Below are 15,437 nucleotides of genomic sequence, written 5' to 3'. Positions count from 1 at the left end.
ATTCGCCGGAACCCGGGGCGCGCAGTGGGCGCCGGGCGGGCGGGGCGGACGGGCGTTCCAGGAGTCAGACCAGGCGCACCGGCTTCTCCGGCCGTATGCCGAGGTCGGTCATCCAGGCGCGCAGCGGCCCCGGGTCGCCGGTCTCCACGAGGCTGAGCACGCTGGACGCCAGGTCCGCGGTGCGGGCACCGTCGAAGAGGAGCGACGGCCCGTCGAGCCAGTCGAGGGCGGGGGCCGCGCCGGCGGTGTCCATCGCGGCGCAGCACACCATCGCCGTGATGTGCGCGGTGAGGATCTCCCGCCCGGTGCGCGGCGGCTGCAACGGCAACAGGGGCAGCGCGCGGTCGTCCCAGAGGGCGGCGTCGGGACCGGCGGCCGGCCCCGGGGCGGAGGCGGGGACCCGGGCCCCGGCGGGCCGTACCTCGGCCTCCTCGCGGGCCAGCTGGGCACTGAGCCCGGCGGCCAGGGCGGCACCACGGGCGGTGGTACCGGCGAGGTCGTCCTCGTCGTCGGGGGCGCCGGCCGGGGCGTCGGGGCCGGGGTGGGCCGGGTGCGGGGCGTCGTGGTCGCCGTACGGCGGGTGCGGGGCGTCGGTGGGGGTGTCCGGGCCGCTCCCGGTCTCCGCCTCGGCGTCGGCGTCCGCGCGGGTGCCGGTCGCGGCGGCAGGGGTGACGGTGACCGCGGCGTCCGGGGTCGTGAGGTGGTCCAGGACGCGGGCCAGGGTCGGGCCGTCCGTGCCCGGCGCGGTGCCCTCGGCGGCGCGGCGGACCCCCAGGGTGTCCAGCACGCGGTGCAGGCGGGCCGCGTCCGTGCGCCAGGTCCGGTCGACGACCTCCTCGGGATACTCCTCCCACCCCACCGGCGACCAGTCGGGACCGGTCTCGGCGGGCCCGCCGTGGAAGAGGCGCGCGGCGAGGAGCGAGACCGCCTCGTCCATCACCCCGGGCTCCTCCAGCAGGTCACAGGCGGGACGCTCCCCCAGGCGGGAGGCGAAGCCCTCGGCCAGGCGGTCCCGGCGGGACAGCTCCGTGAGAGCGGCGACGACCCCGACGTCCAGCCGGGAGGGCCAGCGGCCCATCCGCCAGGCGGGCAGCGCCACCCGGGTCAGCAGCCGGTCCCAGCCCGCGTAGGCGAGCCCGACCTGCTCCTGCGCGACGATCCGCAGACCGTAGTCCACAGCCTGTGCACGCTCGGCGGCCGCGGCCGCGACCCCGCGCTCCATCTCGGCCGCGTGCCCCCGACAGCTGCGCAGCAGCAGCCGGGACGCCCAGCCGAGGCCCGCGCACGCCACACGGGACAGCGGGTCGCGTCGGCCCGCCGAGGCCACTGCCACGGCGGCGTCCAGGCCCCGTATGAAACGCCGGGCCGCGGCTATGTCGGGGTGCGCCGAGGGCCCCGTACCGGCGACGACCGGGGCGAGGACGGCGCGCAGCTCGCCCACCCGCATCCACCACAGGAACGGTGAGCCGATGACCAGGACGGGCGCGGCGGCGCTCCGGCGGTGGGCGGGTCCGCCCGGGCCGGCCAGGTCGTCGTGCTTCTCCGCGGGCGGCGGACCGTGGGCCGGATGGGTGCGGTCCTCCAGCCAGCTGTCGCAGTCCGGGGTGAGCGCTATCGCGGAGGGGGCGGGGACGTCGAGCCGGTCGGCCAGGTCACGCACCATGCGGTAGAGGTCGGGCGCCGACTCCTCGGCGACCGTGACCGTGGGGGTCACGGCGGGCCGGGAGCGGGCCACGACCAGGGCGACCCCGGCGGCGGCCAGCAGCACCAACACCGCGAGGACGGAGACGACCCAGCGCAGGACGTCCCAGCCGCCGCCCGCCAGGCGCCCGGTGGAGCCGCCGACGAGGAGGATCACCGCGGCGGCGGCGGGCAGCAGGACCACGGCCAGCGCGCGGCTGCGCACCCGCAGCACCGCCAGTGCCCGGGAACGCGCGGCCTGCGCGCCCATCTCCACTCCACCGATACCGGTCACGGCCGGACCTCATCCCCTCATCGCTGTCCTGTCTGTCCTGGACCGTCCTGCTGCTCTGCTGTGCTTCGGGTGTTACTCACTCCACCCACTGTGGCACCCGGCACTGACATCGCAATGCCGGTGGGCCAAGTGCCGGAATGCTTGCGCGGCACCATAGTTGGGGCCCTCGCCCCCGTCAGCCGTATAGCCCTTCGGTCACCCGATGGAATGGCTTTGGGGAAAGGTGGAGACACACAGCAAAGGTCAGGCCCCGGCTCCTGGGACGGAGCCGGGGCCTGCCGGGTGCGTGACCGGGAGGGGCGAGGGGTTACGCGCCGGCCGCCTTCGCGGCGATGTCGGTGCGGTGCTGCGCGCCGTCGAGGCCGATGCGGGCGACGGCCCGGTAGGCCCGGTCACGGGCCTCGGTGAGGTCGGCTCCGGTGGCCGTGACGGACAGGACGCGGCCGCCGGCGCTGACGACGGCGTCGCCCTCCGCGCGGGTGCCGGCGTGCAGCACGTAGGCGTGCGGGGCGTCCTCGGCGGCCACCGCGTCGAGGCCGGTGATCGGGTCGCCGGTGCGCGGGGTGCCGGGGTAGTTGTGCGAGGCGACGACCACGGTGACGGCCGCCTCGTCGCTCCAGCGCAGGGGCTCGAGGTCGGCGAGGTTGCCGGTGGCGGCGGCCATCAGCAGACCGGCGAGCGGGGTCTTCAGACGGGCCAGCACGACCTGGGTCTCGGGGTCGCCGAAGCGGGCGTTGAACTCGATCACGCGCACACCGCGCGAGGTGATCGCGAGCCCGGCGTAGAGGAGCCCGGAGAACGGCGTGCCGCGCCTGCGCATCTCGTCGACGGTCGGCTGGAGCACGCTCTGCACGACCTCGTCGACCAGCTTCGGGTCGGCCCAGGGCAGCGGCGAGTACGCGCCCATGCCGCCGGTGTTCGGACCCTCGTCGCCGTCGAGGGCGCGCTTGAAGTCCTGGGCGGGCTGGAGCGGGCGGACGTTCTCGCCGTCGGTGACGGCGAAGAGGGAGACCTCGGGGCCGTCCAGGAACTCCTCGATGACGACGCGGTCGCAGGCGTTCGCGTGCGCGCGGGCCGCCTCGACGTCGTCGGTGACGACGACACCCTTGCCCGCGGCCAGCCCGTCGTCCTTGACGACGTAGGGAGCGCCGAAGGCGGCGAGGGCCGCGTCGACCTCGGTGGGGTTCGTGCAGACGTAGGAGCGGGCCGTGGGCACGCCCGCGCCGGCCATCACGTCCTTGGCGAACGCCTTGGAGCCCTCCAGCCGGGCGGCCTGGGCCGACGGGCCGAAGACCGGGATGCCCGCCTCGCGGACGGCGTCGGCGACCCCGGCGACCAGCGGCGCCTCGGGCCCTACGACCACCAGCTCGGCGCCGAGCCGGGTGGCCAGCGCGGTGACGGCCGCGCCGTCGAGGGCGTCGACCTGGTGCAGTTCGGCGACCTCGGCGATACCGGCGTTGCCGGGTGCGCAGTGCAGCGCGGTGACGTCGGGGTCGAGGGACAGGGAACGGCACAGGGCGTGTTCGCGGGCGCCGCCGCCGATGACAAGGACCTTCACGGGGTGAAGCCTAATGGGAACGGGCCGGTGCGGTTTGTGCGGGCTTCCGAACGGACCGGACGGGAGACTTGTGCCTTCCTCCAGGCCCGGCGGGGGCTACTCGTTCGCGATCTCCTCGACCACCGTGGCGCCCAGCTCGCGGACCAGCAGCTCCTTGCCGGAAAGAGCCGACTCGTCGAGGTCCGGATCGTCGTCCTCGGGGATGTCGTCCTCGGGGGAGACCGGGGGCGGCTCGGGCGCCGAGGGCCGGGGCGCGGGGGCCGGAGCGGGCGCCGGGGACGGGGCGGGGGCCTGGGGCGGCGCGGCCGACGCGGACGCGGGAGACGACGGCCGCTGGGCGGGCGTGCCGCCACCGAAGCCGCCCCCGCCACCGCCGCCGAAGCCACCGCCCCCGGACCCGCCGAAGCCGCCGGAGGGGCCGGACGGGCCCGCGGCGGGCGGGGGCGCGGAGCCGCCGCCGGACGGGTCGACGACGGCGTCGATCTTCCACTGCACGTTGAACTGCTCGGCCAGGGCCTGCCGCAGCACGTCCTCGCTGCCGCTGCTCACGAAGTTGTCGCGGGCTCCGGCGTTGACGAAGCCGAGTTGCAGGGAAGTGCCGTCGAAGCCGGTCACCTGGGCGTTCTGGCTGAGCAGGATCCAGGTGAACCGACGGCGGTTCTTGACCGCTTCCAGGATGTTGGGCCACAGCGACCGGGGGTCGACCCCGGAGGCCCCCGGCGGCGGGGAGCCGGGCGCGGGTGCGGGCGCCGCGGGCGCCGGAGCCGAGGCCGGAGTCGAGGTGTGGCCGGCACCGGGTCCTGAGGAGGGTCCGGAGGGGGCCGGCGTCTGGGCCTGTCCACCGCCCGTCGGAGCCGCCGTGGGCCACCCGCCGGGGCGGCGCCCGCCACCCGCCGGGGCCGCGGTCGGCCAGGCGCCGGGCGCGGGTGCCGAGGCCGGAGCGGCGGCGGGCGGGGGTGTGGCAGGTGCGGGTGCGGCGGGCGCGGGGTCGCCGGAAGGAGGTGCGGCCTGCGGGTGTCCGCCACCGGCGGGAGGGCCGCCCGCGTCGGAGGCAGGACCGGCACCGGCATCGGGGCCGGCGCCGCCAACGGCACCGGCCGCCGCGTCGGCGGAAGGGCCGCCGCCCGGCGCGCCCGCCGGGGCACCGGCGCCCTGCCCCCGTACCGCCGCACGGGCCGCGGCGGGCCCGCCGCCCGGCGGAACCGGAGCCGCGGCGGGCGCCGCGCCCCCCGCACCGGCATGCGCCTCGGGTCCGGGCACGTACCCCATGGCGGGCGCGCCCGCGCCGGCCGAGAACTGCACCCCGCGCTCGATCCGGTCCAGCCGGGCCATCACCGAACGCTCGTCGCCGTACGCGGCGGGCAGCAGCACGCGCGCGCAGATCAGCTCCAGCTGGAGGCGCGGCGAGTGGGCGCCGCGCATCTCGGTGAGCCCCTCGTTGACGATGTCGGCGGCACGGCTCAGCTCGGCGGCGCCGAAGGACCGGGCCTGCTCCCGCATCCGCTCGACCACGTCGGCGGGGGCGTCGATGAGCCCCTTCTCCGCGGCGTCGGGCACGGCGGCGAGAATTACCAGGTCGCGGAGGCGCTCCAGCAGGTCGGTGACGAAGCGCCGCGGGTCGTGGCCCCCCTCGATCACGTGGTCCACGACCCCGAAGGCGGCGGAGCCGTCCCCGGAGACGAAGGACTCGACGACGGAGTCGAGCAGCGAGCCGTCCGTGTAGCCGAGCAGGGCGGTGGTCATGTCGTAGGTCACACCGTCGGCGCCGGCGCCCGCGAGCAACTGGTCCATGACGGACATGGAGTCACGCACGGAGCCCGCGCCGGCCCGCACCACGAGCGGGAGCACGCCCTCCTCGACCGCGATGCCCTCCCGGCCGCACACCTCGGCGAGGTAGTCGCGCAGGGTGCCGGGCGGTACGAGCCGGAACGGATAGTGGTGGGTCCGCGACCGGATCGTCCCGATGACCTTCTCGGGCTCGGTGGTCGCGAAGATGAACTTCAGGTGCTCCGGCGGCTCCTCGACGACCTTCAGCAGGGCGTTGAAGCCCTGCGGGGAGACCATGTGGGCCTCGTCGATGATGTAGATCTTGTACCGGCTGGAGGCGGGCCCGAAGAAGGCCTTCTCACGCAGGTCACGGGCGTCGTCCACGCCACCGTGCGAGGCGGCGTCGATCTCGATGACGTCGATCGAACCCGGCCCGTTCCTCGCGAGGTCGCGGCAGGACTGGCACTCGCCGCACGGGGTCGGTGTGGGGCCCTGCTCGCAGTTCAGGCAGCGCGCCAGGATCCGGGCGCTGGTCGTCTTGCCGCAGCCGCGCGGACCGCTGAACAGGTACGCGTGATTGACCCGGTTGTTCCGCAGAGCCTGCTGCAGCGGGTCGGTGACATGCCCCTGCCCGATGACCTCGGCGAAGGACTCCGGGCGGTAACGGCGGTAGAGCGCGAGAGACGACACGCATACGAGGTTATAGGCGCCCACCGACAACCGGACCGCCCGCAAAGGAGACGCCCCCCACGCACCCGCCAGAGCCGACCTACCCTTGCTGCCTTCCGGCCCTGGGGGAGTTCAGTCAGATAGCGCCGCGTGAGGGGCTGGGCCACACGTTACCCGATGTGGGGCCCCCGGAACGAGTTCGCAAGCACTCCCCGGCGTCATGTAATGTTCTCGGCGGAGGATTCGCCTAGAGGCCTAGGGCGCACGCTTGGAAAGCGTGTTGGGGGCAACCCCTCACGAGTTCGAATCTCGTATCCTCCGCCAGTGCCTCACCGGGCACGATGTTGATGGCCCCCGCTGCTTGCAGCGGGGGCCATCAACATCTGGTGCGGCTCTTCCGCGGGGAGCCGTGTTGGTGGCGTAGGCGAGGTCCCAGCCGAGAGCGTTCGTGCCGGGGCGGGTGGGGAAGATGCCGGCGTTGTTGAGCACGCCGGCGATCGGGAGGCCTGAGCGGTCAGTCAGTCGATGAAATGAGTGGACTCTCTCCTCGGCGACCCTCTCGACGACCCGGCCTACTTGCCGGCGGCCTTCGCCGCCTTGGCCGCCGCCTTCATCTCCTGCTTGTGCGCCCGTACCTTGGTCAGGGACTCGGGCCCCCTGATGTCCGCGACCGACCGGAACGCGTCGGGCTCTCCGTACGCCCCCGCCGCCTCCCGCCACCCCTCGGGACGCACGCCGAGCTGCTTGCCGAGGAGCGCGAGGAAGATCTGGGCCTTCTGCTTGCCGAACCCCGGCAGCTCCTGGAGCCGCTTCAGCAACTCCTTGCCGGTGGACACCCCCCGCCAGACGGCCTCGGCGTCACCGTCGTACGTCTCGACGAGGTACCGGCACAGCTGCTGCACCCGCCCCGCCATGGACCCGGGGTAGCGGTGTACCGCCGGTTTCTCGGAGAGCAGCGCGGCGAACCCCTCGGGGTCGTACGCGACGATGTCGTGCGCGTCCAGGTCCTCCGCCCCCATGCGCCGCGCGATGGTCGAAGGACCCTTGAACGCCCACTCCATGGGCACTTGCTGGTCCAGCAGCATGCCGACCAGCGCGGCGAGCGGGCTGCGCCCGAGGAGTTCGTCGGCCTCGGGGTCCTGGGCGAGGTGAAGTGTGACGTCCATGGTCCCGATGATCGCGCGTACGGGCTCAGGTCGCGCGCCAGTACCCCAGCGCGTTCACCCGCTGCTTCGGCACCCCCAGCTCCTTGCGGACGTACGACGAGAGCGCCCGCGTCGTCGCCGTGTCGCAGGCGATCCAGACGAACGGCTCCGAGGCCGCCGCCAGCAGCTCCGGCAGCTCCTCCTTCACCCGCGCCACCAGATGCGCCCCCGCGTCCCGGCGCGCGACCGCGCGGACCTCGTGCCGTGCGGGGTCGGTGCGGAAGGGCAGGCCGTCGTCCGTACCGCCCTCGAACCAGACGGTCGCGGGCACCGGCCCCAGCGCGTCGAGCAGGGAGTTGAGCGCGGGCAGGGACGCCGGGTCCGCGACCGCGAAGACCCGCGAGGGGAGGGGCCGCGGCACCTCGAACCCGGTGCCCTGGACGGTCGCCTCGATCGTGTCCCCCGGCTTCGCCGCCCGCGCCCAGTCGCTCGCGCACCCCTCGTGCAGGGCGAACTCCATGGCGAAGGTCCCGGCCGCCGGGTCCGGGTCCACCAGCGTGTACCCCCGCTGGTGCGGCCTGCCCGCGTTGTCGAACCACAGCCGCACCCACATCGTGGGGTGGACGCCGGTCACCGCCAGCATGCCGCCGTCGCTCAGCCGCAGCCGCCGGTAGTGCGGGGTCACGTCCTCGACGCCCGTCACGGTGAACTCGAAGTCCTTCGCGCGCATCAGCTTGAGGACCGCGCCCTCCCAGCCCCGCCCCTGCCCCATGTTTCCTTCACCTTTCACGTACTATTCGGCCACGACCACAAACTTAGGTGAGCCTAACCTAAAGGAAAGTAGAGGCACAGGGGTGAGCGCCGAGACCTACCGCGACGCCTGGGGAATCCCGCACCTGCGCGCGGACACCCCGCACGCACTCGCCCGCGCCCAGGGGCGGGTGACCGCCCGCGACCGCGCCTGGCAACTGGAGGTCGAGCGGCACCGCGCCCAGGGCACCTCCGCGGCCTTCCTCGGACCCGGGGCCCTGTCCTGGGACCGCCTCGCCCGCCGTGCCCGGCTCGCGGACACCGCACGCCGCTGCTTCACCGCCCTGGAGCAGCGGGACCCGGAGACGGCGGCCTGGGTGCGCGCGTACGTCGACGGCGTGAACGAGGGGCTCGCCGGGAACGGGCAACCGGCCCCGGAGTTCGCCCGTACCGGTCTCACCCCCGGCCAGTGGGACCCCTGGACCCCGCTCGGCGTCTGGCTCGCCACGCACATCCTCTTCGCGGGCTTCCCCGCCAAGCTCTGGCGCGAGCACGTCTCCACGCACCTCGGCCCGGAAGCCGTGGCCCTCTTCGCCGCCGACGGCCCCGGCACCGCGGGCAGCAACGGCTGGCTGGTGAGCGGCGAGCGGACCACCACCGGGCACGCGCTCATCGCGGGGGACCCGCACCGCTTCATCGAGGACCCCGGCGTCTACCAGCAGATCCACCTCTCCTGCCCGGAGTTCGACGTCGTCGGCCTCGCGGTGCCCGGCGTCCCCGGCGTCGCCCACTTCGGTCACACCGGCACGGTCGCCTGGGCCATCACCAACGCGATGGCCGACTACCAGGACCTGTACCGAGAGCGCCTGCGCCGCACCGGCGCCGGCGTCGAGGCGCTCGGCCCGGACGGCACCTGGCACCGCGCCGCCCGCCACACGGAGACGATCGACGTCGCCGGGGACGCGGGGCAGCGGGAGACCGTGGAGGTCGAGATCATCGAGACCGACCGCGGCCCGGTGATCGCCGGCGGCCCCGAGGGCCTCGACGACGGCACCCCCACCGCCCTCAGCCTGCGCTACCCGCCCCGGGTCACCGCCGACCTCGGCTTCGGCGCGCTGCTGCCGCTGCTGCGGGCCCGCCGGGTCGCCGACGTGGACCGCGCCCTGGACGCCTGGGCCGAGCCGGTCAACGTGGTGCAGGCCGCCGACACGGAGGGCGGCCTGCTGCACCGGGTCGCGGGCCGGGTCCCGGTGCGCCCCGCCGCGAACGGCCTGCGTCCGGTGCCCGCCTGGGAACCCGGCCACGCGTGGACCGGCTGGCACACCCCGCCCCGCGCCGGGCTCACCGACGGCGTCGCCGTGATGGCCAACCAGCGCGGCCCGTCCACCCCGCTGGGTGTCGAGTTCGCCCCACCGCACCGCGCCGAGCGCATCGCCGCCCTGCTCGCGGGCAAGGAGCACTGGTCGGCGGCGGACATGCCCGCGATCCACACGGACACCCACCTGGCGTCGGCCGGCCCCCTCCTGGACCACCTCGCCGCCCTGACCGGCCCGCCCGCGAGCACCGCCCTGGCCCCCGAGGCCGCCACCCTCCGCGACCGCCTCCTCGCCTGGGACCGCCGCATGGACGCCGACAGCGCCGACGCGGCGGCGTACGCGGCCGTACGGGCGGCGGTCGTACGGCGGCTGGCGGCGCACCCGGCCCTGGCGTCCGCCTCGGCCGCACCCGCGTACCCCGAGGTGCTGCAGCCGTGGCTCGCGCTGGTGCCGCGCGTCGCGTACGCCCTGGAACACCTCCTGCGCGCGGACGACCTGTACGGCATCGACCGCGCGGCGACGGTACGCGCGGCACTCGAGGAGGTCGCCGCGCGGCCGCCCGCCGGCACCTGGGGCGACACCCACCGCCTGGCCCCTTGGCGGGCGCTGCCGGACACCGCCGCCGCCCGCGGGGACGAACCCGGCCTCTCCGGCGACCACGACTGCGTGCTGTGCACCTCCCCCGTGCCCGGCCTCACCGACCGCGCCGCACGCGGCCCGGCCGCGCGGTACGTCTGGGACCTGGCCGACCGCGGGAACAGCCGCTGGGTGGTGCCGCACGGCGCCTCGGGCCTCCCGGGCTCGCCTCACCACCGCGACCAGCAGCCCCTGTGGCTCGACGGGGAACTCGCCCCGGTGGTCACCGACTTCGACCGGCTCACGAAGGAATCCGATGACTGACCCGCAAGCGCCCGCACACCCGCCCACGCCCCCGTATTCCTCCCGCACCCCCGTCCACGAGCAGCACCTGGACGGCTTCGGAACCGTCCGCATCCTCCCCCTGGACCCCGCCGCGGACGCCCGGGTGGTCCACGGCTGGGTGAGCGGGGAACGGGCCGCCTTCTGGGGCATGAACGGCCTGACGGAGCAGCAGGTCGCCGACATATACGCGCACATGGACACCCTCGACACCCACCACGCCTTCCTGGTCGTCAAGGACGCCGAGCCGGTCGCCCTGTTCCAGACCTACGACCCCGCGGCCGACCGGGTGAGCGAGTGCTACGACACCGAGCCGGGCGACATCGGCGTCCACCTGCTCCTCGCACCCGCCGGAACCGGGGGCGCGCGTCCCGGCTGGACCGCCGCCCTGTCGGGCGCCCTCATGGCATACGTGCTGCTGGGCCTGGACCGGACGCGGATCGTGGTCGACCCGGACGTGGACAACGAGAAGGCGATCGCCCGCTTCCTCAAGCAGGGCTTCACCGCCGGTCCCCGGGTGGTGCTGCCCGAGGTGGACCTGCCGGACGTGCACCTGCCCGAGAAGAAGGCGCAACTCGCCTTTCTGCGCCGGGAGGTAGCGTTCGCCGGGTGACTGACGCGCCGACCGCCGAGGACCTGATCGCGCACTACGCGCTGGAACCGATCCCCCGCGAGGGCGGCCTGTTCCGGCGCACCTGGGCCGGGCCGGAACGCCCGGACGGACGCCCCGCGGGGACCGCCATCGTGGCCCTGCTCACCGCCCGGCCGGGCGACTTCTCCGCCCTGCACCGCCTGCCGGGCGACGAGGTCTGGCACTTCTACCTCGGCGACCCGCTGGAACTGCTGCTCCTCGCCCCGGACGGCAGCGCCCGCACGGCCGTGCTGGGACCGGACGTGCTCGGCGGGCAGCACGTCCAGTTCACGGTCCCCGCGGACACCTGGATGGGCGGCAGGGTGGCGGCGGGCGGCCGGTGGGCGCTCTTCGGCTGCACGATGGCGCCCGGGTTCACCTACGGGGACTACGAGCACGGCGACGCCGCCGGCCTCACGGCGCGCTACCCGGCCGAGGCCGCGCGCATCATGGCACTGTGCCGCCCATGACCCCCTCCCTCTACCCCTCCCCTCCTCTCCTCGACGGCCAGGTCGCGCTGGTCACCGGCGCGGGCGGCGGCATCGGCCGGGGGATCGCGTTGCGCTTCGCCGAGGAGGGCGCCGCGGTGGCGGTGCACTGCCGTACGTCGGTGGCGGCGGCCCGGGAGGTGGCGGAACGCATCCGCGACCGTGGCGGACGCGCCGCCGTCCTGCGCGCCGACCTCACCGACGAGGACGCCTGCCGGCGCCTGGTGGAGGAAGCCGCCGACTGGGGCGGCGGACGGCTCACCGCGCTGGTCAACAACGCGGGCGTGCAGCCGTTGCGGGAACTGCCCGGCATGACGGCGGCCGAGTGGCGGGCGGTGGTGGACACCAACCTCACCGGTGTCTTCGCGTGCACGCAGGCGGCGGCCGGCGTCATGCGGGCCCAGGACGGCGGCGGCTCGGTCACCCACATCGCCTCCATCGAGGCGGTCGCACCGGCCCCCGCGCACGCGCACTACAGCGCCTCCAAGGCGGCGGTCGTGATGCACGCCCGGTCGGCGGCGCTGGAGTACGGCCCGTGGGGCGTCCGGGTGAACTCCGTCTCCCCCGGCCTCGTCGACCGTGCCGGACTCGCCGAGTCCTGGCCGGACGGCGTACGGCGATGGCTGCGGGCGGCGCCGACGGGACGGCTCGGGCGCCCGGAGGACGTGGGCGACGCGTGCGTGTTCCTCGCCTCCCGGCTGGCGTCCTGGGTGACCGGCCACGACCTGGTGGTGGACGGCGGGGTGACGGCACGCCCGTCGTGGTGAGGAGCCACTGAGCGCGGCGGCCTCCGCGTCCGTACGTATCCCCGAGGCACTGGGTCCCGACGACGGAGATGCGACGTGACGTGTGGCGACGGTACGCACGCTGGACACCCGGGACGAGCGAAGGGAGGGGACCGGACACAACCCCGGGACCACGGAGGCCGCAGGACCCCGAGTGCTCCCCGGGACAGCCGGGACCGCCGGGCCGGCGAGGCAAGTCGGGACACGCCTGATCGCCCGGACCGCCGGGGTCGCTGGGCCGGCCGGGAAGACCGGGACCGCTGGGGCCCTCGGGACAACCGGGCCGGCCGGGACGCCCGGAACCGCCCGGACCATCGGGCCGGCCGGGGCCGCCGGGGAGTTCGGCGGCTGGTGGTGTTGGGTGCCGTGCTGGGTCTGCTCCTCCTCGGTGGCGCCGGGTCCGCGTCCGCCCACGCCGCCCTCAGCTCCACCGATCCCGGGGACGGAGCCGTCCTCCAGCGGGCCCCCGGCCACGTCACCCTGACCTTCAGCGAGTCCGTCGGCCTGCGCGACGACTCCTTCCGCGTCCTGGACCCGGGCGGTCACCGCGTCCGCACGGGGGCTGCCGGGCACGCGGACGGACGGGCCGACACGGCCCGTCTCGCGCTGCCGGGCGAGCTGGGGCAGGGCACGTACACCGTGGCCTGGCGGGTGGTGTCCGCCGACAGCCACCCCGTCTCCGGCGCCTTCACCTTCTCCGTGGGCAAGCCGTCGCAGACGTCCGCCGCCGTGGACCCGGGCCCCACCGAGGACCCGCTGACCGCGACCCTCCACAAGCTCGCCCGCTACCTCGCCTACCTCGCCGCCGTCCTTCTCATCGGCACCGCCGCCTTCGTCGCCCTGTGCCGCCCGCCGGACCCGGCCCCGCTGCGTCGCCCGCTGGTGGCGGGCTGGTGGACCCTGCTGGCGGCCACCGTCGCCCTGCTGGTGCTGCGCGCCCCGTACGAGGCGGGGACGGGCCCGTCCTCGGCCCTGGACGCCGGCGCGCTCGCCGACACCCTCACCGCGCGCCCCGGCGTGCTGCTGCTGATCAGGCTGGCGCTGCTGGCCCCGGTCGCGCTGTTCCTCGTCCGGGTGTCCCGCGCCGACCCGCACCGGCGGCGCGGACCCCTCGTCGTCGCGCTGGGCGGCGCCCTGGCCGTCGGCCTCGCCCTGACGTGGGCCGCCGCGGAACACGCGTCCGCCGGTATCCAGGTGCCCGTCGCGATGACGTCCTTCACCCTGCACCTGCTCGCCACCGCGGTCTGGCTCGGCGGCCTCACCGCCCTGGTCCTCACCCTGCGCTCCACCGCGGACGCCGCCACCGTCGCCCGCTTCTCCCGGGTCGCCTTCGCCTCCGTGACCGTCCTGGTGGCCACGGGCGTCTACCAGTCCTGGCGCGGCCTCGGCTCCTGGGAGGCGCTCACCGGGACGGCGTACGGCAGGCTGCTGCTGGTCAAGGTGCTCCTGGTGGCCGTGCTGCTGGCCGCGGCGGCGGTGTCCCGGAGGTGGACGACGGCACTGGTGACGGCGTCGGTCGCCGTACGGGAGCCCGACCGGGCGGACCTGCGGGTGCCGCAGCCAGCGGGCGGGCCGCCGCCGGAGGCGCCGGAACCGTCGCCCCTCGATACGGAGACCGGCGCCGCCCCCGACACCGATTCCCTCCTCCTCCGCCGAGGTCTGCGCCGTTCCGTCCTGGCCGAGGCCGTCGTCGCCGCCGTAGTGCTGGCGGTCACGACCGTGCTGACCGCCACCCTGCCCGGCCGCGCGGCGGACGAGGCGGCGCGGGCGGCCGTACCGGCGGGCGGTGTGCTGCCCGCGTCCGTCACCACGATCCCGTTCGAGATCGGCACGGCCGGCCGCGGCACGGTCCAGATCACCCTGGACCCCGGCCGCACCGGCGACAACGCCGTCCAGGCCGTCGTCTTCGGCCCCGACGGCAGCCTGGCCGCCGTACCCGAACTGCGCCTCTCCTTCACCCTCCCCGACAAGGACATCGGCCCCCTGGAGGCGGACCTGGTCGACCGGGGCGGCTACTGGAGCGCCAACACCGTCACCCTGCCCCTGCCCGGCGTGTGGACGATGAAGGCGACGGTCCGGGTGTCCGAGGTGGACCAGGTGAGCGAGGAGCGCCGGATACGTGTCGTGTCCTGAGCCGCACGGGCGCCGCGGCCGCCACCGCTGTTACGGGCACTGCGGGCGCTACGGGTGCAGGATCACCTTCGTGTAGCCCTCGATCCGCTTGTCGAACTTGTCGTAGCCGGACGGAGCCTGGTCCAGGGGCAGTTCGTGGGAGACGACGAAGCTCGGCTTCGCCCTGCCCTCGATGATCATGTCTCGCAGATAGCGGTTGTAGCGCTTGACGTTGCACTGCCCGGTCCCGACCCGCAGCCCCTTCTCGAAGAGCTTGCCGATCGCGACGAGGAGCATGCCCTGCTTGGCCTGCTCGTCCGGACCGCCCGGATCGGCCGGGACGTAGAGCCCGGGAACGCCCAGGGCACCGGTGGGCCGGACCGTGTTGACGAGCGAGTTCAGAACGGTCGCCGGTTCCTCTTCGCCGGTTCCGCCCGCCGTGGCCTGGTAGCCGACGGCGTCCACGCCCTTGTCCGTGCCGGCGCCATCGGTCTGCTCCTTGATCTGCTCGACCGGGTCGCCCGCGGAGAAGTCGACGGGCACCGCGCCGATCTCCTCGGCCTTCCGCAGCCGCTCCGGGACGCGGTCGACGACGAAGACCTGCTTCGCGCCGCGCAGCAGCGCCGAGTAGGCCGCCATGAGCCCGACGGGCCCGGCGCCGTACACCGCGACGCTCTCGCCGGGACGAACGCCGGCGAGTTCACAGCCGTGGTAACCGGTGGGGAAGATGTCGGCGAGCAGGATGAAGTCGGTCTCGTGCGCGTCTCCCTCGGGCAGCTTCAGGCAGTTGAAGTCGGCGTACGGGACGCGCAGATACTCGGCCTGGCCGCCCTGCCAGGGCCCCATGGACACATAGCCGTACGCGCCGCCCGCGAAGCCGGGATTGACGGTGGTGCAGTAACCCGTGTACCCCTCGGCGCAGTTGGTGCAGAAGCCGCAGGCGACGTTGAAGGGCATGACCACGCGGTCACCCTCCTTCAGGCCCGTGACACCTTGCCCGACCTGATCGACGATCCCCATGTTCTCGTGACCGAAGACGATGCCGGGCTCGGCTGCGGTGCGCCCCTCGTACATGTGCAGGTCCGAGCCGCAGATCGCGGTCGACGTGACGCGCACGATCACGTCGTTCGGATGCTGGATGCCCGGCTTGTCGACGTCTTCGACCGCGACGGTGAACGGTCCCTTGTAAACGACAGCCCTCATGGTCGTGACCTCCGTCCGCGCGCGGATTTCCGTGACCCATCTCTCATGGTTCTCCGGTCGATGAGACGGGGCAAGTCGGTAATCTCGGGAATCTCGGGCGAACGAGACGCCCACCGCACA

11 protein-coding genes, 1 tRNA gene and 1 other RNA gene are annotated in these 15,437 nt (G+C 74.8%); 6 read left to right on the top strand and 7 right to left on the bottom strand.

Annotated elements, in window-relative coordinates; translation table 11 throughout:
- Positions 1–64: 64 nt before the first annotated feature.
- The 4 genes from ACZ56V_RS15540 to ffs form a co-directional block, all read right to left on the bottom strand.
- Entirely contained in the window at positions 65–1,975 is a 1,911-nt protein-coding gene (locus tag ACZ56V_RS15540) for a M48 family metalloprotease (protein ID WP_468942588.1), read from the bottom strand.
- Positions 1,976–2,282: 307 nt separating this feature from the next.
- Positions 2,283–3,533, bottom strand: a complete 1,251-nt coding sequence (gene purD, locus ACZ56V_RS15535; protein WP_356368867.1) for a phosphoribosylamine--glycine ligase — start codon at positions 3,531–3,533, stop codon at positions 2,283–2,285.
- 96 nt (positions 3,534–3,629) lie between these two features.
- A complete protein-coding gene (locus tag ACZ56V_RS15530; RefSeq protein ID WP_468942585.1) occupies positions 3,630–5,990 on the bottom strand; it encodes a DNA polymerase III subunit gamma and tau in 2,361 nt (786 codons plus the stop codon).
- A 46-nt stretch (positions 5,991–6,036) separates the two neighbouring features.
- Positions 6,037–6,131, bottom strand: an RNA gene (ffs, locus tag ACZ56V_RS15525) — signal recognition particle sRNA small type.
- 74 nt (positions 6,132–6,205) lie between these two features.
- Here ffs and ACZ56V_RS15520 point away from each other — a divergent pair.
- Positions 6,206–6,293 (top strand) — tRNA-Ser (locus tag ACZ56V_RS15520).
- Between the two features lie 248 nt (positions 6,294–6,541).
- Here the strand turns inward: ACZ56V_RS15520 and ACZ56V_RS15515 are convergent.
- A complete protein-coding gene (locus ACZ56V_RS15515; protein WP_468942583.1) occupies positions 6,542–7,135 on the bottom strand; it encodes an HhH-GPD-type base excision DNA repair protein in 594 nt (197 codons plus the stop codon).
- Positions 7,136–7,160: 25 nt separating this feature from the next.
- The gene (locus ACZ56V_RS15510; RefSeq protein WP_468942580.1) at positions 7,161–7,886 is read right to left on the bottom strand and encodes a siderophore-interacting protein; all 726 of its coding nucleotides are present in this window, start codon (positions 7,884–7,886) and stop codon (positions 7,161–7,163) included.
- Between the two features lie 82 nt (positions 7,887–7,968).
- On the opposite strand from ACZ56V_RS15510, the gene ACZ56V_RS15505 reads away from it, so the two are divergent.
- The 5 genes from ACZ56V_RS15505 (at position 7,969) to ACZ56V_RS15485 (ending at position 14,135) form a co-directional block, all read left to right on the top strand.
- Positions 7,969–10,080 (top strand): penicillin acylase family protein, encoded by a 2,112-nt coding sequence (locus ACZ56V_RS15505; RefSeq protein WP_468942577.1) that lies wholly within the window; start codon positions 7,969–7,971, stop codon positions 10,078–10,080.
- Positions 10,073–10,711: a GNAT family N-acetyltransferase gene (locus tag ACZ56V_RS15500; RefSeq protein ID WP_468942574.1), complete on the top strand. Its 639-nt coding sequence runs from the start codon at positions 10,073–10,075 to the stop codon at positions 10,709–10,711. Before ACZ56V_RS15505 ends, ACZ56V_RS15500 begins: the two co-directional genes overlap by 8 nt.
- On the top strand, positions 10,708–11,199 hold the full coding sequence (locus tag ACZ56V_RS15495) for a cupin domain-containing protein (protein ID WP_468942572.1): 492 nt from the start codon (positions 10,708–10,710) through the stop codon (positions 11,197–11,199). Before ACZ56V_RS15500 ends, ACZ56V_RS15495 begins: the two co-directional genes overlap by 4 nt.
- Positions 11,196–11,984: an SDR family NAD(P)-dependent oxidoreductase gene (locus ACZ56V_RS15490; RefSeq protein WP_468942569.1), complete on the top strand. Its 789-nt coding sequence runs from the start codon at positions 11,196–11,198 to the stop codon at positions 11,982–11,984. The genes ACZ56V_RS15495 and ACZ56V_RS15490 overlap by 4 nt, the downstream gene beginning before the upstream one ends.
- Before the next feature lie 369 nt (positions 11,985–12,353).
- A complete protein-coding gene (locus ACZ56V_RS15485) occupies positions 12,354–14,135 on the top strand; it encodes a copper resistance CopC/CopD family protein (RefSeq protein ID WP_468942567.1) in 1,782 nt (593 codons plus the stop codon).
- Between the two features lie 48 nt (positions 14,136–14,183).
- Here the strand turns inward: ACZ56V_RS15485 and ACZ56V_RS15480 are convergent, their stop codons facing one another.
- On the bottom strand, positions 14,184–15,317 hold the full coding sequence (locus ACZ56V_RS15480) for a glutathione-independent formaldehyde dehydrogenase (RefSeq protein ID WP_356370402.1): 1,134 nt from the start codon (positions 15,315–15,317) through the stop codon (positions 14,184–14,186).
- Between the last annotated feature and the right edge of the window lie 120 nt (positions 15,318–15,437).

Source organism: Streptomyces sp. NPDC034099, from assembly GCF_055575415.1.
This window is presented reverse-complemented; position numbering and strand designations above follow the sequence as displayed.

Excerpts from the sequence above, each read along its gene's own strand:
- ACZ56V_RS15500 (WP_468942574.1), top strand. The coding sequence starts at position 10,073 with ATGACTGACCCGCAAGCGCCCGCACACCCGCCCACGCCCCCGTATTCC.
- ACZ56V_RS15490 (WP_468942569.1), top strand. The coding sequence starts at position 11,196 with ATGACCCCCTCCCTCTACCCCTCCCCTCCTCTCCTCGACGGCCAGGTC.
- ACZ56V_RS15515 (WP_468942583.1), bottom strand. The coding sequence starts at position 7,135 with ATGGACGTCACACTTCACCTCGCCCAGGACCCCGAGGCCGACGAACTC.
- ACZ56V_RS15510 (WP_468942580.1), bottom strand. The coding sequence starts at position 7,886 with ATGGGGCAGGGGCGGGGCTGGGAGGGCGCGGTCCTCAAGCTGATGCGC.
- ACZ56V_RS15480 (WP_356370402.1), bottom strand. The coding sequence starts at position 15,317 with ATGAGGGCTGTCGTTTACAAGGGACCGTTCACCGTCGCGGTCGAAGAC.